Origin of the sequence: Natronobacterium texcoconense, assembly GCF_900104065.1 — an archaeon.
Lineage (GTDB): Archaea > Halobacteriota > Halobacteria > Halobacteriales > Natrialbaceae > Natronobacterium > Natronobacterium texcoconense.
In genome coordinates this window covers 71,278-92,651 of the sequence record NZ_FNLC01000005.1, presented here as the reverse complement: position 1 = coordinate 92,651, position 21,374 = coordinate 71,278, and the positions used below count along the sequence as shown (strand labels likewise).

The 21,374-nt window shown below is 65.2% G+C and carries 21 protein-coding genes; 9 read left to right on the top strand and 12 right to left on the bottom strand.

Annotated features, from left to right (window positions below; translation table 11 throughout):
* Positions 1-29: 29 nt before the first annotated feature.
* The 5 genes from hisS (at position 30) to BLR35_RS17675 (ending at position 6,282) form a co-directional block, all read left to right on the top strand.
* Positions 30-1,328, top strand: a complete 1,299-nt coding sequence (hisS, locus tag BLR35_RS17695; RefSeq protein ID WP_090384996.1) for a histidine--tRNA ligase — start codon at positions 30-32, stop codon at positions 1,326-1,328.
* A 239-nt stretch (positions 1,329-1,567) separates the two neighbouring features.
* On the top strand, positions 1,568-2,956 hold the full coding sequence (locus tag BLR35_RS17690; RefSeq protein WP_090384992.1) for a sulfatase family protein: 1,389 nt from the start codon (positions 1,568-1,570) through the stop codon (positions 2,954-2,956).
* A gap of 70 nt (positions 2,957-3,026) precedes the next feature.
* Positions 3,027-4,181, top strand: a complete 1,155-nt coding sequence (locus BLR35_RS17685; RefSeq protein WP_090384989.1) for a succinylglutamate desuccinylase/aspartoacylase family protein — start codon at positions 3,027-3,029, stop codon at positions 4,179-4,181.
* A gap of 103 nt (positions 4,182-4,284) precedes the next feature.
* Complete coding sequence (locus BLR35_RS17680) at positions 4,285-5,757, top strand: sulfatase family protein (protein ID WP_090384987.1); 1,473 nt, start codon at positions 4,285-4,287, stop codon at positions 5,755-5,757.
* An 84-nt stretch (positions 5,758-5,841) separates the two neighbouring features.
* Positions 5,842-6,282 (top strand): hypothetical protein, encoded by a 441-nt coding sequence (locus BLR35_RS17675; RefSeq protein WP_090384986.1) that lies wholly within the window; start codon positions 5,842-5,844, stop codon positions 6,280-6,282.
* 6 nt (positions 6,283-6,288) lie between these two features.
* On the opposite strand, the gene BLR35_RS17670 is transcribed toward BLR35_RS17675, so the two are convergent.
* Both BLR35_RS17670 and BLR35_RS17665 read right to left on the bottom strand, forming a co-directional pair.
* Positions 6,289-7,260 carry a cobalamin-binding protein gene (locus tag BLR35_RS17670; RefSeq protein ID WP_090384985.1) on the bottom strand — a complete coding sequence of 324 codons (972 nt, stop codon included), beginning with the start codon at positions 7,258-7,260 and terminating at the stop codon, positions 6,289-6,291.
* Between the two features lie 62 nt (positions 7,261-7,322).
* Positions 7,323-7,826, bottom strand: coding sequence for a hypothetical protein (locus BLR35_RS17665; RefSeq protein WP_090384983.1), 504 nt, complete (start codon positions 7,824-7,826; stop codon positions 7,323-7,325).
* A gap of 355 nt (positions 7,827-8,181) precedes the next feature.
* Between BLR35_RS17665 and BLR35_RS20415 the strand changes: the two genes are divergently transcribed.
* Together BLR35_RS20415 and BLR35_RS17655 are read left to right on the top strand one after the other, a co-directional pair.
* Positions 8,182-8,424, top strand: coding sequence for a hypothetical protein (locus BLR35_RS20415; protein WP_139169323.1), 243 nt, complete (start codon positions 8,182-8,184; stop codon positions 8,422-8,424).
* A gap of 457 nt (positions 8,425-8,881) precedes the next feature.
* Positions 8,882-9,100, top strand: a complete 219-nt coding sequence (locus BLR35_RS17655; protein WP_090384977.1) for a HalOD1 output domain-containing protein — start codon at positions 8,882-8,884, stop codon at positions 9,098-9,100.
* A gap of 22 nt (positions 9,101-9,122) precedes the next feature.
* Here BLR35_RS17655 and BLR35_RS17650 read toward each other — a convergent pair whose 3' ends face one another.
* From BLR35_RS17650 to BLR35_RS17635, 4 genes are all read right to left on the bottom strand, one after another.
* Positions 9,123-9,875 (bottom strand): SDR family oxidoreductase, encoded by a 753-nt coding sequence (locus tag BLR35_RS17650; protein ID WP_090384975.1) that lies wholly within the window; start codon positions 9,873-9,875, stop codon positions 9,123-9,125.
* An 81-nt stretch (positions 9,876-9,956) separates the two neighbouring features.
* Positions 9,957-10,385 (bottom strand): universal stress protein, encoded by a 429-nt coding sequence (locus BLR35_RS17645; RefSeq protein WP_090384972.1) that lies wholly within the window; start codon positions 10,383-10,385, stop codon positions 9,957-9,959.
* Positions 10,386-10,443: 58 nt separating this feature from the next.
* A complete protein-coding gene (locus tag BLR35_RS17640; protein ID WP_090384970.1) occupies positions 10,444-11,979 on the bottom strand; it encodes a carboxypeptidase M32 in 1,536 nt (511 codons plus the stop codon).
* Between the two features lie 83 nt (positions 11,980-12,062).
* Positions 12,063-13,637 carry a carboxypeptidase M32 gene (locus BLR35_RS17635; RefSeq protein ID WP_090384967.1) on the bottom strand — a complete coding sequence of 525 codons (1,575 nt, stop codon included), beginning with the start codon at positions 13,635-13,637 and terminating at the stop codon, positions 12,063-12,065.
* Positions 13,638-13,782: 145 nt separating this feature from the next.
* Here BLR35_RS17635 and BLR35_RS17630 point away from each other — a divergent pair, with 145 nt between their 5' ends.
* Positions 13,783-14,139 carry a hypothetical protein gene (locus tag BLR35_RS17630; RefSeq protein WP_090384965.1) on the top strand — a complete coding sequence of 119 codons (357 nt, stop codon included), beginning with the start codon at positions 13,783-13,785 and terminating at the stop codon, positions 14,137-14,139.
* A gap of 12 nt (positions 14,140-14,151) precedes the next feature.
* On the opposite strand, the gene BLR35_RS17625 is transcribed toward BLR35_RS17630, so the two are convergent.
* Together BLR35_RS17625 and BLR35_RS17620 are read right to left on the bottom strand one after the other, a co-directional pair.
* Positions 14,152-15,228: a M20 family metallopeptidase gene (locus BLR35_RS17625; RefSeq protein WP_090384963.1), complete on the bottom strand. Its 1,077-nt coding sequence runs from the start codon at positions 15,226-15,228 to the stop codon at positions 14,152-14,154.
* A 48-nt stretch (positions 15,229-15,276) separates the two neighbouring features.
* A complete protein-coding gene (locus BLR35_RS17620) occupies positions 15,277-16,863 on the bottom strand; it encodes a globin-coupled sensor protein (protein ID WP_090384961.1) in 1,587 nt (528 codons plus the stop codon).
* Between the two features lie 240 nt (positions 16,864-17,103).
* Between BLR35_RS17620 and BLR35_RS17615 the strand changes: the two genes are divergently transcribed.
* Entirely contained in the window at positions 17,104-18,987 is a 1,884-nt protein-coding gene (locus BLR35_RS17615; RefSeq protein WP_090384958.1) for a PINc/VapC family ATPase, read from the top strand.
* Between the two features lie 121 nt (positions 18,988-19,108).
* Here the strand turns inward: BLR35_RS17615 and BLR35_RS17610 are convergent, their stop codons facing one another.
* From BLR35_RS17610 to BLR35_RS17595, 4 genes are all read right to left on the bottom strand, one after another.
* Entirely contained in the window at positions 19,109-19,525 is a 417-nt protein-coding gene (locus BLR35_RS17610; protein WP_090384956.1) for a hypothetical protein, read from the bottom strand.
* 93 nt (positions 19,526-19,618) lie between these two features.
* On the bottom strand, positions 19,619-19,915 hold the full coding sequence (locus BLR35_RS17605; protein ID WP_090384953.1) for a hypothetical protein: 297 nt from the start codon (positions 19,913-19,915) through the stop codon (positions 19,619-19,621).
* Between the two features lie 65 nt (positions 19,916-19,980).
* Positions 19,981-20,652 (bottom strand): metal-dependent hydrolase, encoded by a 672-nt coding sequence (locus BLR35_RS17600; RefSeq protein ID WP_090384951.1) that lies wholly within the window; start codon positions 20,650-20,652, stop codon positions 19,981-19,983.
* A complete protein-coding gene (locus BLR35_RS17595) occupies positions 20,652-21,296 on the bottom strand; it encodes a metal-dependent hydrolase (protein WP_090384949.1) in 645 nt (214 codons plus the stop codon). The genes BLR35_RS17600 and BLR35_RS17595 overlap by 1 nt, the downstream gene beginning before the upstream one ends.
* Between the last annotated feature and the right edge of the window lie 78 nt (positions 21,297-21,374).

The window sequence follows — 21,374 nt, the reverse complement described above, 5'->3', positions numbered from 1 at the left end:
AGAAGTCCGCGGTCGGCCAACCCATTCCCATGTACGACCGAATCAAGGGCTTCCGTGACTTCTATCCCGGGGAGATGACCGCCCGGCGGGAGACCATCGATACCATCGAGGATACCGCCCGCCGGTACGGATTCCGCGAGATCGGAACGCCCGCCCTGGAGCGCGCGGAGATGTGGACAGACAAGAGCGGCGACGAGATCGTCGAGGAACTCTACTCGTTCGAGGACCAGGGTGGTCGCCACGTCACGCTGACCCCCGAACTCACGCCGACCGTCGCGCGGATGGTCGTCGCGAAACAGCAAGAACTCTCGAAGCCGATCAAGTGGTTCTCGACGCGACCGTTCTGGCGCTACGAACAGGTCCAGCAGGGTCGCCAGCGCGAGTTCTACCAGACTAACGTCGACATCTTCGGCTCTTCGGAGCCAGAAGCCGACGCCGAGATTCTGGCGTGGGCCGCCGACGCGCTGACCGACCTCGGACTCACCGGCGAACAGTTCGAGTTCCGGGTCTCCCACCGCGACATCCTCGGTGGCGTCCTCGAGACCTACGAGGAAGCTGTCGACGTCGACGACGCCATCCGCGCGGTCGACAAGTCCGACAAGATATCGACCGCGGAGTACCACGACCTGCTGGTCGACGCCGGTCTCGACTACGACCAGGCCGCCGAGTTCGACGACCTGATCGCCGGCGGTGACCTCGAGGCGGTCGAGGAGTTCGCCGACACCGAGCGCGTCACCGACGCCGTCTCCAACCTCCAGAACGTACTCGAGGCCGCCGAGGACTTCGGCGCTCGAGAGTACTGTACGATCTCGCTCGAGACGGCTCGCGGCCTCGATTACTATACGGGCGTCGTCTTCGAGTGTTTCGACTCGACGGGCGAGGTCTCGCGGTCGATCTTCGGCGGCGGCCGGTACGACGGCCTCATCGAGAGTTTCGGCGGTCAGCCGACGCCAGCGGTCGGCGTCGCACCCGGGCACGCCACCCTCTCCCTGCTCTGCCAGCGCGCTGGCGTCTGGCCCGAAGAGGAAGTGACCACCGACTACTACGTGCTCCAGGTCGGCGACACTCGCACGGAGGCCGCCCGCATCTCCCGCGAACTTCGCGAGCGCGGTCACATCGTCGAGACCGACGTCGCCGGGCGTTCCTTCGGCGCGCAACTGGACTACGCCGACTCGATCAACGCCGAGACGGTCGTCATCGTCGGCGAACAGGACCTCGAAAACGACGAAGTGACGATCAAGGACATGGAATCGGGCGACCAGACACAGGTTCCGGTTGCGGAGTTCCCCGGTGATCTCGAGCGGCCGACGTACGACGACCTGGCCTGAAACCGGCAGTCGAAGGCCGTCCTCGAGTCGGACCGCGAACGACGTTCCGGATAGTTGTCTGTCCCGGGCCAGTGTCGAGGCTGTGGCGAACTGGAATCCGCTCTCCGAGAGCAGGTCACTGCCAGAGCGTCTGCAGGCCTACTGTACTGGAAGAGATAGCCGACAGTCAGCGTAAGTACACCATTTACCTGCCGAATTCGTCCGAAGGCTTACTCCCTCCCTTCCCATACGGTGTGGGCATGGGTCCGCCACACATCGTCCTCGTCCACTGCCACGACCTGGGGAAGTACGTCGGTTGTTACGGTGCAGCCGTCGACACGCCTCGGATCGACGCCCTCGCGGACGAAGGGATGCGCTTCGACCGCCACTTCGTGACGGCACCCCAGTGTTCGCCCAGTCGTGCGAGCCTGATGACTGGACGACACCCCCACCAGAACGGCATGCTCGGACTCGCTCACGGGAACTGGGAACTCGGACCGGACGAACGAGTGCTCCCCGAGTTGCTGGCCGACGCCGGCTACGAGACCCACCTCTTCGGGTTGCAACACGTCACCGAGCGCCCCGACCGTCTCGGGTACGATCGAATCCACAGCGACGAGAGCCTGACGACGGACGTGCCGCCGGCGGTCCACGAGACCGCCCGCGCTCGAGACGTCGCCGACGACTTCGCGACCATGCTCGAGGACGGCGATCACGACTCTCCGTTCTTCGCCTCCGTCGGCTTCTTCGAACTCCACCGCGTCGAGGAAGACGACCGCTTCGGCTTCGAGGCCGACCGGTACGGCGCACCCGACCCCGACGACGTCGAACCGCTCGAGTTCCTCCCCGACCGTCCCGGAATCCGGTCGGATATCGCGGAGATGCACGGGATGCTCGACGCGATCGACGACGGCGTCGGGACGATCCTCGATTCCATAGAGGAGGCCGGCCTCACCGAGGAGACCCTCGTCGTGTTCACCACCGAACACGGGCTGGCGATGCCGCGGGCGAAAGGCACCTGTTTCGACCCCGGGATAGAGGCCACCCTGCTGATGCGCCAGCCCGGTACCCTCGAGGCGGGCCGTGTCGTCGACGACCTCGTGAGCAACGTCGACGTCTTCGCGACGCTACTCGAGATAGCGGGGACGTCGGTCTCGGACGTCGAGACGGACTCCATTGCCGGGCAGAGCTTCGCTCCACTGCTGGACGGCGATACCGACTCGTACGACTCGCGCGACCGCGTCTTCTCCGGGATGACCTGGCACGATCGGTACAATCCGATCCGGGCGATTCGAACGGAACGCTGGAAGTACATCCGGAACTTCTGGCACCTGCCGGCGGTCTACATGACGACCGATATCTACTGCACCCGGGCCGGACGCGAAGTCAGCGAGGAGTACTACGGCGAGCAACGTCCCTACGAAGAACTGTACGACCTCGAGGCCGACCCGCGCGAGCAAGAGAACCTCGCGGCGTCGGACCAGCCGGACGATCCGGCGACCGTGGCCGTTCGAGACCGCCTTCGCGAGGAGTTGCTCGAGTGGATGGAGACGACGATCGATCCGCTGCTCGAGGGGCCGGTCCTGCCGAACGACTGGGAGACGGTCCACCCGAGACTGGAAGACAGCCGCGACGACATCTGGAGCTGACTCGCACGCCTCGTTCGAATCGCAGGCTAAAGCTACTTCCAGCCATCCCTGCTCGGCTACGACAGATACCGTGCCACCAAATACCAATCAAGGAGCGTACGTCTTCGATGCACCGGGCGAATCGGACGGGAAACGGCGAGTCGAGGCGGGAGAGAAACGGCACTTCGAGTATCCGGTCGGCGAGAGCTATCTGGACCAGCCCATCGAACTGCCGGTAACGATCGTCAACGGCGACCACCCCGGACCTCGTCTGTTCCTGACTGCCGCGGTCCACGGCGACGAGATAAACGGGGTGAAGGTACTCCAGCGGGTGGCAAACGAGTACGAGCCGACCGACCTCCACGGAACGCTCGTCTGTGTCCACGTGGTCAACGTACCGGGGTACCGGGCCGAACAGCGGTACCTGCCGATCTACGATCGAGACCTGAACCGCTCGTTTCCGGGTCTGGCCGACGGTTCGGAGGCGTCACGGATGGCGAAGACGATTTACGACCAGTTCGTCGGCCAGTGCGACGTCGGCCTCGACTTTCACACGTCGACGCGGAACAAGCTGACGCTCATGCACGCACGGGCCGACACGGACGACGACGACGTGGCTCGTCTCGCCGAGGCGTTCGGCGCCGAACTGGTACTTTCCGGTGACGGGAGCGAGGGCTCGTTACGGCGGGAAGCCACCGAGGACGGCGTTCCGACCGCGACGATCGAGATGGGGGAAGCCGATCGGTTCCAGCCCGTGCTGATCGAGCGGGGAGTGACCGGCGTCGAGAACGTTATGGCGGCCTACGACCTGTTGCCGGAGACCGATCCGCAGCCACCGACGTTCGGGAAAGTCCTCGAGAGCGAGAGCGAGAAGACGTGGCTGCGTGCGGAGACGGGTGGACTGGTGGAGATGGCGTGGGGGCCACATCCGGTCGTCGACGAGGGCGAACGGGTGTGCGTGATCTCGGATTACTTCGGAGCGGAGAACCACGTCGTGGAAGCGCCGTTCACGGGCCTTCTGATCGGCATTTCGGCGAACCCTCGGGTCCTTCCCGGTCGGCCGCTGATCCACCTGATCGAACTGTCCGACGACGAACGCGACGCGGCCGAGTCGGCGTTCGAAGAGGTCGGCTTTCGAGCCCAGCGAACGTTCCACTGGATGGGTGAGTTGAGCGACGATATCGTCGAATCGACGCTCGATACCGACGACGATTCCGAAGACGGCGGGGAAGCGAAGCGGGAGTGACGGCCGGGAGACGAAGCAGCGTCGTGAGACCGCAAGAGCAGTCCTCCCCCATCACCCACCTACAGGGCCGACCATTAACTGCCGGCCCGGTGTACGCTCCCCGATGGCCGACGCCGACACCCGCCCGAACGTTCTGCTCGTACTCACCGATCAGGAACGGTACGACTGTACTGCGCCCGACGGCCCGCCAGTCGAGACACCGACGATGGATCGGCTCTCGAGCGAGGGACTGCGCTTTTCCCGCGCGTTCACGCCGATCAGTATCTGCTCGAGTGCGCGCGCGTCGCTTTTGACCGGGCAGTTTCCCCACGGGCACGGCATGCTGAACAACTGCCACGAGGACGACGCGATCCAGCCGAATCTGCCGACCGGGATTCCGACCTTCTCGGAGATTCTCGACGCGAACGGCTACGACTGCACCTACACCGGGAAGTGGCACGTCGGCCGCGACCAGACGCCGGAGACGTTCGGCTTCGCCTATCTCGGCGGCAGCGACAAGCACCACGACGACATCGACGACGCGTTCCGCGAGTACCGCGAGGAACGCGGCGTTCCCCTCGGAGAGGTCGACCTCGAGGAGGAACTGTACACGGGCGACGACCCCCGCGATTCGAGCGAGGGGACGTTCGTCTCGGCGACGACATCGATCGACGTCGAGGAGACCCGCGCCTGGTTCCTGGCCGAACGGACGATCGAGGCCATCGACCGTCACGCCGACGGCGATGGCAGCCCGTTCTTCCACCGGGCCGACTTCTACGGTCCCCACCATCCCTACGTCGTCCCCGAACCGTACGCCTCGATGTACGATCCCGACGAGATCGAACCGCCGGACAGCTACGCCGAGACCTACGACGGGAAACCGCAGGTCCACGAGAACTACCTTCACTACCGCGGCGTCGACGGCTTCGACTGGGACCTGTGGGCCGAGGCGATCGCGAAGTACTGGGGGTTCGTGACGCTGATCGACGACCAGTTCGAGCGCGTACTCGAGGCCCTCGAGGAACACGGTTTCGACGACGAGACGGCCGTCGTTCACGCCTCCGATCACGGCGACTTCGTCGGTGCTCACCGCCAGTTCAACAAGGGACCACTAGCGTACGACGACACCTACCACATTCCCATGCAGGTTCGCTGGCCCGGCGTGACCGAACCGGGATCGGTCTGCGAACAGCCCGTCCACCTGCACGACCTCGCACCGACGTTCCTCGAGATGGCAGACGCCGAGATTCCCGAAACGTTCGACGCGCGCAGTCTCGTTCCCGTTATCGAGAACGGTGGCGACGTTCCCGACGGCCTCGAGTGGCCCGACTCGATCTTCGCCCAGTACCACGGCGACGAGTTCGGTCTCTACAGCCAGCGGATGGTCCGGACGGATCGGTACAAGTACGTCTACAACAGCCCCGGTATCGACGAACTGTACGACCTCGCGGCCGATCCCGCGGAGCTACAGAACCTGATCGACCACCCCGACTACGCGGGCGTTCGCAGGGAGATGCGGGAGCGACTCGTCGACTGGATGGACCGAACTGACGATCCTAACCGCGAGTGGGTGCCCGACGTCCTCGCCGATTCGTGAGTCGAGGAAGAACTGTACCCTTACAGTGTCCCGGCGGGTACTCTCATTCATGACCGTCGACGCTATCGAACCGGAGGGTGACCGATGACAGATATTGCAGGCGACGACCTCGATCCAGACGAACTTCGGGCGATAGCCGAAGAGTCCGAGGAGATCGCCGTCGCGCTCGAGGACCTCGTCGTGGAACTGCGGGACGAACCGGTCAGAGAGACGCGACTCGAGGGGCTGTTCGACGAGGCGACGACGAGCAACCCCGGGATCTGGAACATCGTGACGGCCTTTATCGACGTCGAGGACGGTGAGGCGATCGTCACTGACGAGTCGAAACTCGCACAGGGAAAGTGGGCACCGGAGATCGTCGAGGACTGCGACGCGATGGTCACGATCGACGTCCAGCGCGGACTGATGCCCGACGACTTCGCGTACCTCGTCGGGACGAAACTCGAGGACGAGATCGACGAACACCGCGAGCGGGCGGCGAAGGCTCGACAGAAAGCCCACGAGCGAGAGGAAGGAGACGAGTAGACCGAGTCAGTCCGCTCGCGAATCGGCCGGCGGCCGGACCCGCGAGCCCTGGGTTTCGAGCGCGTCGAACGGAACCGCGACCTCTGCCGGCGGGCCGACGTCGCTCGGTCCCGGCTGGACGATCGGCGCGAGTGCCTCTAACGTGTCCACGAGCCGTGGCCCCGGTCGGTTGAGGTAGTGGTCGCCGTCCATCGCCCAGACGCGACCGTCCTGGACGGCAGTCAACTCCTCCCACCCCTCGCGGTCGGTGAGGTCGGACCGGTTTTCGGCCGTCTGCGCAAGGTCGAACCCGCAGGGGGCGACAACGATCAGTTCGGGATCGTACGCCCGAATCTCCTCCCACTCGCGCGGCCGGGATCGTTCTCCGGTATCGGCCAGTCCGTACTCCCCGCCGGCCCACTCGACGAGTTCGGCCGTCCAGTGACCCGCGATCATCGCGGGATCGGTCCAGTCGAAGACGGCGACGCGGGGACGATCCTCTTCCTCGAGGCCGAGTTCCGACGTCCGGTTCTGGACGGCATCGATCCGCTCCTCGAGTTCCGTTCGGACCGCACGGGCGCGTTCCTCGCGTCCCGTCGCTTCTCCGATCCGGGAGACGTCGGCGAGAACGTCCGCGACGCTGTGTGGGTCCGTCGTCAGCACCTGGGGATCGGCGTCGATTTCGTCGACGGCGTCGGCGACGACCGCCTCGTCGACCGCACAGACGTCGCACATTCCCTGGGTGACGATCAGATCGGGTTCGAGAGCCTCGAGCGTCTCGCAGTCGACCTCGTAGACGCCGTCGTCGTCGGTCGTCGACTCGAGGACCTGGCGGTCGATCTCCTCGCTGGTGGTGTTCGTCTCGATTCGTGACTCCGTGACCGGCGGGAGCGACTCGACCTCCGGCGGGAAGTCACACTCGTGGGAGACGCCGACGGGTTCGATCCCGAGCGCGGCGACGATTTCGGTCGCCGACGGAAGCGTGGTAACGACGCGCATATTCGGCGCTTCCACGTCGAGGGGTAAATGTATTCCCATACTGAAATAAATCCAGTTGTCAGTTACCGTTCGCCGCCGGTATCGAACTGGTCGGGGTCCGGATCTGAGTTGGGGTGTGCGTCCGCCTGTTCGTCGACGTCGAACGCGTCGGTCTCGAGTTCTTCCCCGTCGACGCTGACGCTTCCGTCGTCGATTTCGATCACGACGCCGTCGTGCTCCGGCGACCGGCCGAGAAACTGGTTCGCCGAGGACTCGACCTCGCGGTTGACCGCCCAGGCGAACCGCAGTACCGACTCGAGTTCGGTACCGGCCTGTCGCACCCCGCGTTCGGGCGAGAGCGTGCCGAGGCTGCGGGCACCCTCGGGGTGGAGATACTGTACCGGGTGGTCGTTGGGGACCTCCCGTAGATCGACCTCGAACGACCAGAGATACGGCAGGGCCTGAAGTGCGTACCCCTTCGGTTTCGGTGCTCGACGGCCTGCCAGGGAGAAGACGGTCGCGACCGCCGTCGTCCCCGCATCGGTGTCGTAGTAGACGCCGGGTACTCCCGGGATTGAAACTCGCATATCCGGTCAGAGTCACTGGCCACGGGTGAATACACACCTGGCACTGCCACGGTCCTTTTACGTCCCAGTCTGTGGTTTTTCGCTCGAGGACGTGTTCGGTCGTTGTCTCGTGTCGTTTTCTCGAGTCAGATCGGAGTGACAGGCGTCCGTCGCTGCGAATACCTCGAAAGCCCTCGCTGCTGTCGCGGTCGCTCAGCGGCATATCCGCTCAATCGCGGATAGGGGTCGCTGAGGCGACTCACTAAACGCGACAGCGGCTCGCCCTTTCAGTCCACCAGGTAGAGGCCTGCCTTTCCCCGAGTCGCTCGAGCCCGCGCGTGGTGCGCGGCCTCGAACTCTCGGCCGTGGCGCGCTGGTGAGCCGTTCGAGCGGATGCGAGGACGGCTCACTGATCCGCGAGGGGCGAGCGAACGGAGTGAGCGAGCCGGCTGGGGAGGGTGAGGGCCTGTGGGTGGGACTGAAAGGGGTCGGGCCGGTCGATCCATCCCCGACGACGCAAGCACCGCAACGAGCGGTGCGAGTGAGGCGCGCAGCGAGCATGCGGTTCGAACGCAGTGAGAACCGCGGGAAAGCGAACGGCGAACGGGGTGAGCCGTAAGCGAGTCGCGGATGGTCGAGCGGTCCGAAGGCTTTCTACCTAGTCTTCTCTCTCAAAGCGGTATTCACGGCACCAACCAGTCAGCATCCTAACGTTCTTTAGGATAGATTCCGTAACATACAGACGCGCACGAAAGTGCGCCGAGCCGGAGTGCAAGGTTGGAGCCATACGCTCCGGCTCACACACAGCCCCCGCGTAGCGGGAGCAATCCACCATTGACGTTGGCGAAATAAAGACCTGCCGACGTCCTGCGACCCAGCCACAACGTGTCTGGCGCACTCGAGGGATTGTTTTCCGCCGTGTCAGGGCATGAACACGGAGATAGACATGGTCTCGAGAATCACCATCCACTGCGACTGTGGTACAGCCGTTCGAATCGCGAGGACGACTGACTCAACGAGCTGTCCCGACTGCGAAACAGCATTCGAACTCTCGCTCGTCGAACACCCCGAAGATCATGCATCCAGCACTCGCCACGGCACTCGAGCGTATCGCGGACTGTGAGGACTGCGACCCGGCGGCCCTGCCGCCGCTGTACGAAGCCATCGACCCCGAGGCGCTGGCGACGTTGCTCGAGTCGCCCGCGGCCGTCACCGTCCGGTTCGAGTATGCGGGCTACGAGGTCGTGATCGGCTCCGAGCCGCTCGAGGTTACGGTACTCGAGGTGGATCGATGACGGGGACAGTCGGGAGTGCCGACTAGAAGGTGTCCGCGAACTTGTCCCGGCGGTAGAGATCGAGTTCGGTCACGCTCGAGCCCTCTCGAGTTGCGGCGAAGGCGATTGCGTCGGCGACCTCCTCGGGTTCGGTTACCTCGCCTTCGTCGAAGGTTTCGGCGAAGGTCGTCCCGTCGGTCGTCTCGAACTCCGAACGGACTTCGGAGGGGTTGACGATCGTGACGCCGACGCCGTCGTCGCCGACCTGTGCCGCGACGCTCTTGGCGAAGCCGCGGACCCACCACTTGGAGCCGGCGTAGACGGGGTTGAACGGCCGCGGGAACTGGCCGGCGAAACTCCCGACGAAGATCAGGTGTCCGTCACGGTCGCGAACGTGGGGGATCGCCGCCCGCGTCGCGTAGAAGACGCCGTCGACGTTGGTCTCCTGGATCGTCTCGTACTCCTCCGTCGTCATCTCGTCGACGTCGCTTCCCCTCGCGAGGCCGGCGTTGTTCACCAGCACGTCGATCCCGCCGAAGGCGTCGACGGTCTCGTCGATCAGTGCGTCGACGTCGTCCTCCTCGCGGACGTTCGTCGGCACGACGAGCGTCTCGACGCCGTGGTCGGCCTCGAGTTCGTCCGCCAGATCCGCCAGTCGGTCCTCGCTGCGGGACGCGAGGACGACGGTCGCTCCCGCGGCCGCGAATCGGCGACAGGTCGCCGCCCCGATGCCCGTACTCGCGCCGGTGACGATCGCAACCTGGCTCTCGAGTGCGTTCTCGTCGGTGACAGTCATCGGATACGTGCGACTACTGCGCGGTCCTAATCGGTTTCGGCGACGGCAATGGAAACGCGTCGAAATGGACGCGTCGGCCGCTTACTCGTCGTCGCTAGCAGGAAGGGCAATGACGGGACGTTCCGATCGAGTGACGAGTTTCAGCGAGAGGTCGCCGGAGAGGAACTGCAGGAGACGGTTGCCGCCGCGGGACTGGTAGGCGATTGCGCTGGCGTCGACGTCGTCTGCGACCTCGAAGATCGCGTCGACGACGTTTCTGGCGTAGGCCGTATGTTCGTCGGCGTCCGGGAAGACCTCGCGAACGGCCGCGTACGATTCCGCAGCCATCTCTTCGGACTGCTCGACGGGCGTCTTGTCGGGGACACCGCCGCCCTTCTCGACGACGTGTACCGCCGCAACGTGCTCCGGATCGTAGGAAGCAAGCGCGCGGGCCGTTTTTCGGGCGTCGTCCGGGTGTGCAACCGGAACGAGAACGTGCTCGAGTATGTCGCGGTCCTGAGTCTGGGCCATATCGGTACAAGACGAATCTGCGACATAAGGGTTTGCGCTCGAGCGTGGACCGCCTGCGTCAGTAGTCGTCGAGGTCGTACAGTTCGCCGTACTTCGACTCGACGTATTCGAGGAAGTAGTCGGCGGTGAGCGGCTCGCCGGTCGCGACCTCGATCAGTTCTTCTGTGGGGTACCGTTGCCCGTATCGGTGGACGTGCTCGGTTAGCCACTCCCAGATCGGTTCGAACTCGCCCTCGCGGACGAGGCCGTCGACGTCCAGGTCCTCCCGGATCGTAGCGTCGATCTGTGCGGCAAGTACGCTACCGATGGTGTAGCCGTGGAAAGCCGCGAACCGTGCGGACCAGTGGGTGTCCTGCAGGCAGCCTTCGGCGTCGGTCTCGGGGCGAACGCCGAGGTACTCGTCCATCTTCTCGTTCCAGACCTCGGGAATCTCCGAGACCTCGAGGTCGCCCTCGACGAACGCCCGACCGATCTCACATCGGAGGATGATGTGGAGGTGGTAGGTGAGTTCGTCCGCCTCGACGCGGATGACGTTCTCGGGGTAGATCCGGTTGACCGCAGCGTAGGCCTCGTCGACGGTGACGTCCTCCAGGTGCGGGAACTGCTCTTTCACCCGCGGCAGGAACAGCTCCCAGAAGGGCTTCGTGCGGCCGACGTGGTTCTCCCAGAACCGTGACTGGGACTCGTGGACGCCCGAGGAGCGGGATTCACCGAGGGGGTTTCCGTACTCCTCCTTTGGCAGCCCGAGCTGGTAGCTCGCGTGGCCGAACTCGTGGATCGTCGCCGTCAGCGCGTCGATCGGATCGTCCTCCTTGAACCGGGTGGTGATCCGGGCGTCGAACTGGTTGCCCGACATGAACGGGTGTGGCGCAGTGTCGAGTCGACCGTGTTCCTCGGGGTAGCCGAGCAGGTCGACGACCTCCTGGGAGAGTGCCATCTGGTCGTCCTCGTCGTAGGTGTACTCCGGATCACGGAACACCGACGGCAGTTCCCGGCCGTCCTCCTCGATCGCCTCGATCAGCGGCACGAGTCCGTCGCGAAGCTCGTCGAAGATGTCCTCGACGGTCTCGAGCGGCAGGTACGGCTGTGCGTCCTGGTAGAGCACCCGATAGGGGTTCGTGTCGGGGTCGATAGCCCGCGCCCGCTGTCGGTGCAGGTCCGCCAGTTCCTCGAGTGCAGGCGCGAAGTGCCCGAAGTCGTCGTCGGCTTTCGCCTCCTGCCAGACCTGCTGGGATTCGGCCTGGTGTGCCGCAAGCCGCTCGATCAGGTCCGCGGGCACGTCCGCCGATCGCTCGTACTCGCGTCGGATCTCCCGGACGACGGCGGCTTGTTCGTCGGACAGCTCGGCTGAACTCAGTTCCGCGAGCCACTCTCCGACCTCGTCGTCGACGAGGAGGTCGTGGCTCACACCCGAAATCGTCGAGAGCTGGCCCGCTCGAGCGGGCGTCCCACCCTCGGGCATCATCACGCGCTGGTCCCACCCCAGCGACATCGACGCCATCCGGAGGTTCGTCAGTTTCTCGGATCGCTCGAGGAGGTCGCGGTACGCGTCGGGCGCACTCTCCGCATCGTGAGCCTCGTCAGCAGTTGCCATATTTCGTCCCGAAACACCAGGCAATCGATACTAAATCCTCGGGAAGGGGCGAACGACGAAAAACGGGCCGCGTTCGAGCGAGACTACTCGAGGTCGTACAGTTCGCCGTACTTCTCGTCGACGTACTCGAGGAAGTAGTCGGCGGTGAACGCCTCGCCGGTAGCCCGCTCGATCAGTTCGGGCGTGGTGTACTGCTTGCCGTGCTGGTGGACGTTCTCGCGGAGCCAGCCGTTGAGTTCGTCGAACTCGCCCTCGCGGACGTCCTCCGAGAGGTCGCCTCGCGGCTCGTCGCCGCTCGGCTCTTCCGAGGCGCGTGGCGCCTCGCTCCCCAGTTCCTCTTCGGCAGCGGCGTACAGCTGGGCCGCGAGCACCGATCCCAGCGAGTACGTCGGGAAGTAGCCAAAGGAGCCGTGCGACCAGTGGATGTCCTGCAGACAGCCCTCCGCGTCGGTCTCGGGGCGGACGCCCAGATACTCCTCGTACTTGTCGTTCCAGACCTCCGGTACGTCGGAGACTTCGAGGTCACCCGAGATGAGTTCGCGTTCGATCTCGAACCGGATGACGATGTGGAGGTGGTAGGTGAGTTCGTCCGCCTCGACGCGGATGAGGTTGTCGTCGTAGACCTGGTTCGCCGCCTCGTACGCTTCTTCGGGACTGACGTCCTCGAGTTCGGGGAAGCGTTCCCGGGCGATCGGCAGGAAGTGCTCCCAGAACGGCCGGGAGCGACCGACGTGGTTCTCCCAGAGCCGCGACTGGGACTCGTGGACCGAGAGGTCGCGGGATTCACCCAGCGGCGTCCCGTAGCCGTCGTCGGGTAGGCCGAGCGTGTAGTTGGCGTGGCCGAACTCGTGGATCGTCGAGGTGATCGACCCGAGCAGGTCGTCCTCTTCGAACCGGGTCGTCACGCGCGCGTCGAACTGCGTCCCCGAGGAGAACGGGTGTGGCGCAGTGTCGAGGCGGCCGCGAGACCAGTCGTAGCCCAGCGAGTCGAGCACGTCGCGGGCCAGCGCCTCCTGATCGTCGTCGTCGAACTGGCCGCTGAAGGCGTCGGTCTCGAGGTCGGCGTCGCTCGCGTCGATCTCCTCGATCAGTGGTACGAGTTCGTCGCGCAGTCGCTCGAGGACGCGCTCTGCAGTCTCGAGGTCGAGATACGGTTCGTACTCCGCGAAGAGGACGGCGTAAGGATCCGCGTCGGGATCGACGTGGTGGGCGTACTCGCGTTTGAGTTCGACGAGTTTCTCGAGGGTCGGTGCGAACGTCTCGAAGTCATCGTTCTCCTTCGCTTCCTTCCACGTCGGATGGGCGTTGGCCGTCGTCTCCGAGATCTCCTCGACGAGTTCCTGCGGGACGCTGGTCTCGCGGTCGTACCGTCTGCGGACCTCGCGGACGACCGCCTCTTGCTCGTCGGTGAGATCGGCGTCCTCGAGTTCCTCGAGCAACTCGCCGGTTTCGTCGGCGGTCAGCAGTTCGTGGCTGATCGAGGACAGCGTCGAGAGCTGCTGTGCCCGGGCGGGCGTCCCCTCCTCGGGCATCACCACTTCCTGGTCCCAGCGCAGGATGCCGGCAGCGTTGCCGACGTTGGAGATGCGCTCGATTCGCGACTCGAACTCGGCGTACGTATCGTCAGCCCGTTCGCTCTGGGCCGGATCGGTTGCCATACCCGGGTGGTATGGGAGGGGCTGTCATCAACGTCTTGGTTTCGGAACTCTTCGAGAGAAACCTCGTAGCCGCAGCGACGTCGTCGTGAAACTGTGCGGAATCTGCAAGCCGTGACCTGTTCGTACTGGCCGACCGTTATTCGCTATGGTCCTTGCGTCAGCCATCGTCTTCGTCGCCAGCCTGCTGATCGGCGCGCTCGGGATTTACGTCGGCGCTCGCGTCATCGTCGGCGCGGGCGACTACGACCACGCCATCGTCACGGCGTTGATCGGCGCGATCGTCTGGGCAGTCGTCGGCTTCTTCGTCGGCTGGATCCCGCTACTGGGTCCGCTGCTGGCACTGCTCGCGTACGTCGCGGTGATCCAGGTCCGGTATCCCGGTGGCTGGACCGCCGCAGCGATGGTCGGTCTGCTCGCGTGGGTGACGGTTCTGATCGTCCTGTACGCCCTCGCCGCGGTCGGAATTACGGGGTTCAACGCGGTCGGTGTCCCCGGGCTCTAATCGCTTCGACAGTCACCGCGGCCACGTCTCCGCAATCGACCGATAGCTCTCCCGACACCGCTCGAGGACATTGATCGAAACGCTCTCGGTATCCGTGTGGGCCTCTCCGGGTTCGGCGGGCCCACAGACGACACACTCCGTGCCGGCGGCGGCGAGCCAGCCAGCATCGGTCGCGTGGGGTTTCGTGACGAGTTCCGGCGTTGCCGATTGAGCGCCGTCTGCGGCCTCGAGCACCGCCGCAGCGAAGTCCTCGTCGTCACACCGCATCGGCGGCAGATCCTGGTCGACCGTCCACTCGACGCCCTCGAGGTCCTCGACGCGGTCGAGCGGCGCTCGCTTTCCGGGAACCGTCCGTTCGTCGACCGTGATCTCACAGCGATCGGGAACGACGTTCATCGCCGTCCCACCGTCGATTTCGGTGACGACGACGCTGCCCTCGAGCGTCTCGCCTGTCACCTCGACTGCGGGTGGCTCGAGGTTCCGGACGAGCGAAACGGCCTCGGTCGCCCGGTAGATCGCGTTCTCGCCCGCGTCGGCTTCGCTGGCGTGGGCGGCCTCCCCGTGAGCAGTGATCGTACTCCCCCGTCGTCCCTTGTGAGCCACGGCGACGTCGGTGACGCCGGGACTCGAGTAGCCCGTCGACCCCTCGCCGACGACGGCGTACTCGGGAGCGAATCCCTCGTCGATGGCGTGACGAGCGCCAACGCCGCCGACCTCCTCGCCGACGAAACTCGCGAAGACGAGTTCGCCGGCGGGGTCGCTGTCCCGGAAGGCGAGCATGGCCGCCGCGACCGCACCCTTCATGTCGGCGGTACCGCGACCGTAGAGACGGCCGTCGCGTTCTTCGGCGACGTACTCCTCACCTGCCACCTGAGACGATGCTGGTTCGACGACGTCGTGGTGGCCGACCAGTGCAAGCGAGTCGGCCGTCGAATCACCCTTGCGAGCGATCACGTTACCGACCTCGTCGCGCGTGACGTCGGCGTCGGTCTCCCGGCGCAGCCACTCCGCTATGAAGTCACCCGCAGCCGTCTCGTCCTCGAAACTCGGGATCGAAACGAGGTCGCGGGTCAGTTCGACGACGCTCATGCAGCGAGGTTCGGTCGCCGGCGTGTTGATTGCATCGCCGCCAGTCGTTTACCGCGTCGGTTCGGGCACCAGCGACGTCTCGACCGGATCGGAGTCGGTCAGGTTCGACACGGCGTCGCTCACCGTCCGAAGACTCGCGGTCTGTTGTTCGCTCGCCGCCGCGACCGACTCGGCTGCCGCCGCAACCCGGTCGGCACTCTCCGCGAGTCGGTCGACCGACTCCGCGGTCGCCTCGATGCTGTGGGCCTGCTGGTCGGCTGCCACAGCGAGGTCGTCCATTCCCGCGGCCGTCGACCGGGCGGCCTCGTGGATTTCCTCGAACGACTCGACGGTCTCCCTGACGCGCTCCGCACCGGCGTCGACCCGCTCGTCCGTCTCCGCGACCCGCTCGACCGCCTTCTCGGTGCCCTCCGTGACCCCTTCGAGCGACTCCTCGATGGCCTCCAGATCGGCCTTCGTCTGCTCCGAGAACGACCGTACCTCGTCGGCGATGATCGCGAGCGCGTCGTCGTCCGCACTCGAGCGCGAGGACTCGATCTTCGCGGTCGAGGCCAGCATCGCCGTTCGCTGGGCGAGCGTGTCGAGACGCTCGAGCGTCTCGTCGATCTCGTCGGTCCGGGACTCGAGATCCTCGACGGCTTCCGTCACGCGATCGGTCGCCTCCTCGATCGCGTCCAGTTCCACGAGCGCGCCGGTCGCCGAGTCGACGCCGTCGGCTGCGAGCCGTTCCGTCCGTTCGCTCTCCTCGCGGGTTCGGGCGGCGACGGTCGCGACCTCCTCGGCGGCCGCGCTGATCTCGTCGATTTCGGTCGCGGCGTCCTCGACGCTGTCCGCCTGGCGCTCCGTGTGCTGGCTGATAGCCTCTGCACGTCGGGCGATCCCTTCGCTCGCCTCCTCGAGTTCCGCGAGCGGTCGTTCGACGTCCGCCTCGACGTCCCTTGCGAGCCGTTCGTGGCGATCGACCGCTGCCTCGAGGTCTCGATCGTAGGAGTCGGCGTAGGCCTCGGTCGCGGCCTGTACGTCCAGGGTAACGACCCGCAGCAGTGAGCGAACGTCGTTCAGTCCCTCGTCGACGGCCTCGCGGACGGCCGTCTCGAGTCCGTCCGCGTCGGTGCCGTCGTCGCCGAGTCCGACCGCGCCGGCGAGTCGTCCCAGTCCGCCGTCGGTGCGGCGGTCGAACCACGACTCGATCTCGGCGACGACCTGCCGTTTGACGCGTTCGCCGATTCGATTCACGACGCGATCGCAGTAGACGCCGTACTGACCGACGTATCGCGGCAGCGAGACGTCGTGGACGGCATGCAGTTTACCGACCCGGGCGCGTTTCTCGAAGTACTCGCGGCCGTACCCACCCGTCGCAGTCGAGAACGGAGCGATTCGCTGGCTTCGTTTCAGCGTCGAGCGGGTCGCCGACGACTGCTCGAGGTCCTCGCAGGATCGTTCGTCTTCCGGCGAGCCGTAGAACTCCTCGACGACCGCCTCGTGAGTCTCTTCCAGCAGTGACTCGAGGTCGGCCAGCCGTCGCTCGTCGACTGCGTCGAAGCCGAGAAGCCGCTTTCGTCGCTCGATGTCGTCCTCGTCGAGACCGACGGCGAGATCTAGTCCGTCGCTCCCGAGCGACTGTTCCGAACTCATGACCGAAATTTCCGCTCTCGAAGGTTAAGTTTTGTCGTGATCGAGGTGAGGGATAGTGCCCACTGAACGTCAGTTCACGTCAGATCGCACGACAGCGGTCGATCGGTGTGCGAACAGTTTCGGTCAGTACTGGACCGCTCGACGAGTCGTCAGCGATCCGTTCACACACTCCGAGCGAGCAGGGCGAACCACTCCACTCGGGTGGAACACCCTTATAGGCGTACGTGAACCAGTTATCGTATGAACGTCGTGCCGGATACGAGCGTGGTCATCGACGGCCGCGTTTCGGCGACGATTGAAGACGGGCAGTTCGAGGGAGCGACGATTTCGGTACCCGAAGCCGTCGTCGCAGAACTCGAGGCGCAGGCCAACGACGGCATCGAGACCGGCTGGGACGGTCTCGAAGAGCTCCAGCAACTCGCCGACCTCGCCGACGACGGCGTGATCGACCTCGAGTACGTCGGCGAGCGACCGAACGCAATCGAGCGCGGTCACGCCTCCGAGGGCGAGATCGACGCGCTCATTCGCGACCTCGCGGAGGAACTCGAGGCGACCTTCCTCACGAGCGACGTCGTCCAGGCCGAGGTCGCCGAGGCGAAAGGGCTCGACGTCGAGCACGTCGCCCCGGAGACCCGCGAGGTCGACGTCGGCACGCTCACCGTCGAGAGCTACTTCGACGACGCGACGATGAGCGTCCACCTCAAGACGGGGATGGTCCCGATGGCCAAGCGCGGCGAACTCGGCGACATGCACTACCAGGAGATCGCCGACGAACCACTCGACGAGGAGACGATGGACGAGTACGCCCGCGAGGTCGTCGACGCCGCCAAGGAGTCCCCCGAGGGCTTCCTCGAGCTCTCCGAACCTGGAATGAAGATCGTCCAGTTCCGGGACTACCGGATCGCGATCGGTCGACCCCCGTTCTCGGACGGCATCGAGATCACGGCCGTCCGGCCGATCGCCCAGACCGACATCGAGGACTACGAGAACGCCGACGAACTGAAAGAACGGCTGCTCGAGCGTCAGCGCGGCGTCCTCATCTCGGGTGCGCCCGGCGCAGGGAAGTCGACCTTCGCACAGGCTGTCGCCCGGTTCATCTCGGATCACGACTACGCGGTCAAGACGATGGAGAAACCGCGTGACCTGCAGGTCGGCCCCGAGATCACCCAGTACACCGAACTCGGCGGCGAGATGGCAAAGACGGCGGACGCCCTGCTAATGGTCCGTCCCGACTACACCATCTACGACGAGGTCCGCAAGACCGACGACTTCGAGGTCTTCGCGGACATGCGACTGGCGGGCGTCGGCATGATCGGCGTCGTCCACGCGACCCGACCGATCGACGCCCTCCAGCGACTCGTCGGCCGCGTCGAACTCGGGATGATCCCGCAGGTCGTCGACACCGTCGTCTACATCGAGGCCGGCCGCGTCGAGACCGTCTACGACGTCCGGACCGAGGTCAAGGTCCCCGCCGGGCTCACCGAAGAGGACCTCGCTCGCCCGGTCATTCAGGTCACCAACTTCGAGACCGGCGAACCCGAGTACGAGATCTACACCTTCAACCGCCAGGTCGTCACCGTCCCCCTCAAAGAAGAGGAAGGCGGCCCCGGCAACGAGTCCGGCGTCGACCGCATCGCCAAACAGGAGATCGAACGCGAGATCCGCTCGGTCGCCCGCGGCTACGTCGACGTCCAGCTCAAGAGCCAAGACAAGGCCATCGTCTACGTCGAGGAAAGCGACATCTCGAGCGTCATCGGCAAAGGTGGCGGTCGGATCACCGACATCGAGAACCGGCTTGGCATCAACATCGACGTTCGCACGCACGACGAGAACCCCGACTACGGGTCGGCTGCCGGCGGCAGCGGTGGTGCCACCAGCGACGGCGGCGCGAGCGGACAGGGCGGCCAGATGGTTGCCCCCGAAGTCACCTCGAGACACATCGTCATCCCCGTCGACGGCAACCACGGCGAAACCGTCGAAGTGCAGGCCGGCGGCGACTACCTCTTCACCGCCACCGTGAGTCGTGGCGGGGAAATCCAGGTGTCACGCGGGAGCGCGATCGCGGACGAACTCGAGCAAGCAGTCGACAGGAAAGATCCGATCACGGTCGTGCCGTCCTCGTAGGACAGCAAGCGGCACGGTTCGAAGATCACAGGAAGTGAGAGGCGCGAACGCGAACGGCTTTTTGGTATCTTCTCGAGCGAACCGACCGAAGAACCAGCGAGACAACGCTCTCGAGAAGAGGTTACTGCCGGGCCGTACTCCAGCCCGAAATTTCTCGAGTGAGAAGCACGTGTGCGGCCAGATACAGGATCACGGCGAGCAATCCACCGACGGCAGCGTCCCCGACGAGTGTGCTCGGGATCGCCTCGAGGCGATACGCGAGAAGCGTCGAGGCGAGAAATGTCAGGAGGACGATCGCGCGACCGACGACGCCGATACGCCGGAACCACTCTTCGATGCGTCGTCCAGCTGTCGTCGTGGCTGCCGGACCGAGTGCGACGGCAAACGCCAGAAAGCCGACGAGCAGCGCGGGGGCTGACGGCGAATCGACGTATATGCGGGGAGCGATCGCGACGAGGACGAGTACGCCAAGCACGACTTCCGTCCACGTCGGCGGCCGATCCGGGAAGTACGCAGCGACTCCGGTACGGACGTCCATACCGAGACAATTGGTCGCCAGCCACTGAGTAGTACCGGTTCCACGGTTTATCCGTCCTCGAGCGACCGAACCGATCGACGCTCAGCGGAACCGCTACGTCCCCTCGAGCGGCGTCTCACAGAATCGGCAGACGTCCCTGTCGGCCTCTTCCATGGCGTGGCAGTTGGGACACTCGAGCAGTTCGGGCGGCTGGACGGAAGCCGCGCTAGCGTCGCCGACTCGATCGCGGCCGAGATTGACGTAGAGGAGCAGACCAACGATTCCGCCGAAAAAGACCGTCAATCCCCACAGCAGGGCGTTATGGGAACTGTTCGTCTTCGCATCGTAGCCGGCCCAGATGCCGACACACAGCCACAGGAAGGTAACGACGATCAGGAGGGCAACGATCATGCGTCGAATAGCTAACTAGACGAACAAATAGCTTGAGGATAGGAATCGAACCGCCATTCGCCGATTTATTGCTCGTCCCGCCGGTCCTGGAACCGTCGTGCGAGCAGCACGAACAGTCCCGAGAGCACGAGATGGAACTGCCAGCCGCTGTCGGCGACCGGGAAGAGTCGTTCGACTGGTTCGTCCGGATCACCCTCGACCGCCGCGGTGGGTTCGACGGGGTTGTCGACGTGCGTATCCGCGGTCGTCCCCGTCGCGCCGACGTCCATGGCTGTCCCCTCGACGTCGTCGGTCGGGAACTCGACGAACGTCTGGACGAACCCCTCGGTCGTCGAGTAGTAGAGTTCGCCCTCGAGTCGGACGAACTGATCGACGACGGGGTAGAAGACGTTGATCCCCTCGAGATGGGCGTAATCCAGCAGCATGTGCGCGAAGACGTGGACGAACAGGCCGACCCAGGCGACCTGGACGCCCCACCCGCCCCAGCGATCGCGAAGCCACGATCGTTCGCGGTGGCAGGTATCCCAGTACAGGAGCAGACCGGCGACGATGGGGATGGTCAGGTTGTGCAACAGGGCTCGATGTGCGCCGTCCATCCACAGGCCTGCGATCGTATCCGCTTCGGGGACGACGACGATCACGAGCAAGACGGCGAGCGCGCGCCGGTCGAGCGTTCCCTTCCACAGCCCCGCGGCGAGCAACAGGGCGAACCCGGCGTGGACGATCGTCGACGGCATCAGTTCTCACCCTCCAGGCGGAACCGTGCCGCGAGCGCTGCGATCGACGCGGCGACGACGACCAGTTGCCACCCCGACTCGACGAGCGTGAATCGGCGTTCGACGCCGGTCTCGAGGCCCGTCCCCGGCGTCGGATTGATCCAGGATTCGACGTGATGGTCGGCTGTCGTGCCGGGCGACGTAAACCACAGGAGATGGTCGCCGCGGTCGACGAACGTCAGGATCAGTCCCTCGTGGGTCGACAACCGGAATCGGCCGACGACGGCGTAGAACCGATCGTGGAAGGGATAGAGGAGGTTTACGCCCTCGGGTCGGAAGAGGTCGACCCCGATTCCGGCGACGACGTAGACCGCGAGCGCGACCCAGGCGACACGAACCCCGTACCATCCCCAGCGGTCGCGGAGCCACGACGACTCACGACGGCAGGTGTCCCAGTACAGCGCCGCGAACGCGACGCCGGGGAGCAACAGCGTGTGGAAGACGGCGTTTGTCGCCCCGTGGACGACCAGACTCACGACCGCGTCGAGGTCCGGAATCGCAGCCACGAGCGCGACGAGGAGGATAGAGCGCCGATCGAACGCGACACCTAGCAGGGCAAGCCCGACGAGCACGCCGACGGCCACGTTCACGAGCGTCGGTGCCATAGCTGTGACTCCGATCGGGACGAAATAAACGTATCGCCGATCGCATCAGTCAGCGGGGCGTGTGAAAAGACGGACGAG

Excerpts from the sequence above, each read along its gene's own strand:
- hisS (WP_090384996.1), top strand. The coding sequence starts at position 30 with ATGTACGACCGAATCAAGGGCTTCCGTGACTTCTATCCCGGGGAGATG.
- BLR35_RS17690 (WP_090384992.1), top strand. The coding sequence starts at position 1,568 with ATGGGTCCGCCACACATCGTCCTCGTCCACTGCCACGACCTGGGGAAG.
- BLR35_RS17680 (WP_090384987.1), top strand. The coding sequence starts at position 4,285 with ATGGCCGACGCCGACACCCGCCCGAACGTTCTGCTCGTACTCACCGAT.
- BLR35_RS17675 (WP_090384986.1), top strand. The coding sequence starts at position 5,842 with ATGACAGATATTGCAGGCGACGACCTCGATCCAGACGAACTTCGGGCG.
- BLR35_RS17670 (WP_090384985.1), bottom strand. The coding sequence starts at position 7,260 with ATGCGCGTCGTTACCACGCTTCCGTCGGCGACCGAAATCGTCGCCGCG.
- BLR35_RS17665 (WP_090384983.1), bottom strand. The coding sequence starts at position 7,826 with ATGCGAGTTTCAATCCCGGGAGTACCCGGCGTCTACTACGACACCGAT.
- BLR35_RS17655 (WP_090384977.1), top strand. The coding sequence starts at position 8,882 with ATGCATCCAGCACTCGCCACGGCACTCGAGCGTATCGCGGACTGTGAG.
- BLR35_RS17650 (WP_090384975.1), bottom strand. The coding sequence starts at position 9,875 with ATGACTGTCACCGACGAGAACGCACTCGAGAGCCAGGTTGCGATCGTC.
- BLR35_RS17645 (WP_090384972.1), bottom strand. The coding sequence starts at position 10,385 with ATGGCCCAGACTCAGGACCGCGACATACTCGAGCACGTTCTCGTTCCG.
- BLR35_RS17640 (WP_090384970.1), bottom strand. The coding sequence starts at position 11,979 with ATGGCAACTGCTGACGAGGCTCACGATGCGGAGAGTGCGCCCGACGCG.
- BLR35_RS17635 (WP_090384967.1), bottom strand. The coding sequence starts at position 13,637 with ATGGCAACCGATCCGGCCCAGAGCGAACGGGCTGACGATACGTACGCC.
- BLR35_RS17630 (WP_090384965.1), top strand. The coding sequence starts at position 13,783 with ATGGTCCTTGCGTCAGCCATCGTCTTCGTCGCCAGCCTGCTGATCGGC.
- BLR35_RS17625 (WP_090384963.1), bottom strand. The coding sequence starts at position 15,228 with ATGAGCGTCGTCGAACTGACCCGCGACCTCGTTTCGATCCCGAGTTTC.
- BLR35_RS17620 (WP_090384961.1), bottom strand. The coding sequence starts at position 16,863 with ATGAGTTCGGAACAGTCGCTCGGGAGCGACGGACTAGATCTCGCCGTC.
- BLR35_RS17615 (WP_090384958.1), top strand. The coding sequence starts at position 17,104 with ATGAACGTCGTGCCGGATACGAGCGTGGTCATCGACGGCCGCGTTTCG.
- BLR35_RS17610 (WP_090384956.1), bottom strand. The coding sequence starts at position 19,525 with ATGGACGTCCGTACCGGAGTCGCTGCGTACTTCCCGGATCGGCCGCCG.
- BLR35_RS17605 (WP_090384953.1), bottom strand. The coding sequence starts at position 19,915 with ATGATCGTTGCCCTCCTGATCGTCGTTACCTTCCTGTGGCTGTGTGTC.
- BLR35_RS17600 (WP_090384951.1), bottom strand. The coding sequence starts at position 20,652 with ATGCCGTCGACGATCGTCCACGCCGGGTTCGCCCTGTTGCTCGCCGCG.
- BLR35_RS17595 (WP_090384949.1), bottom strand. The coding sequence starts at position 21,296 with ATGGCACCGACGCTCGTGAACGTGGCCGTCGGCGTGCTCGTCGGGCTT.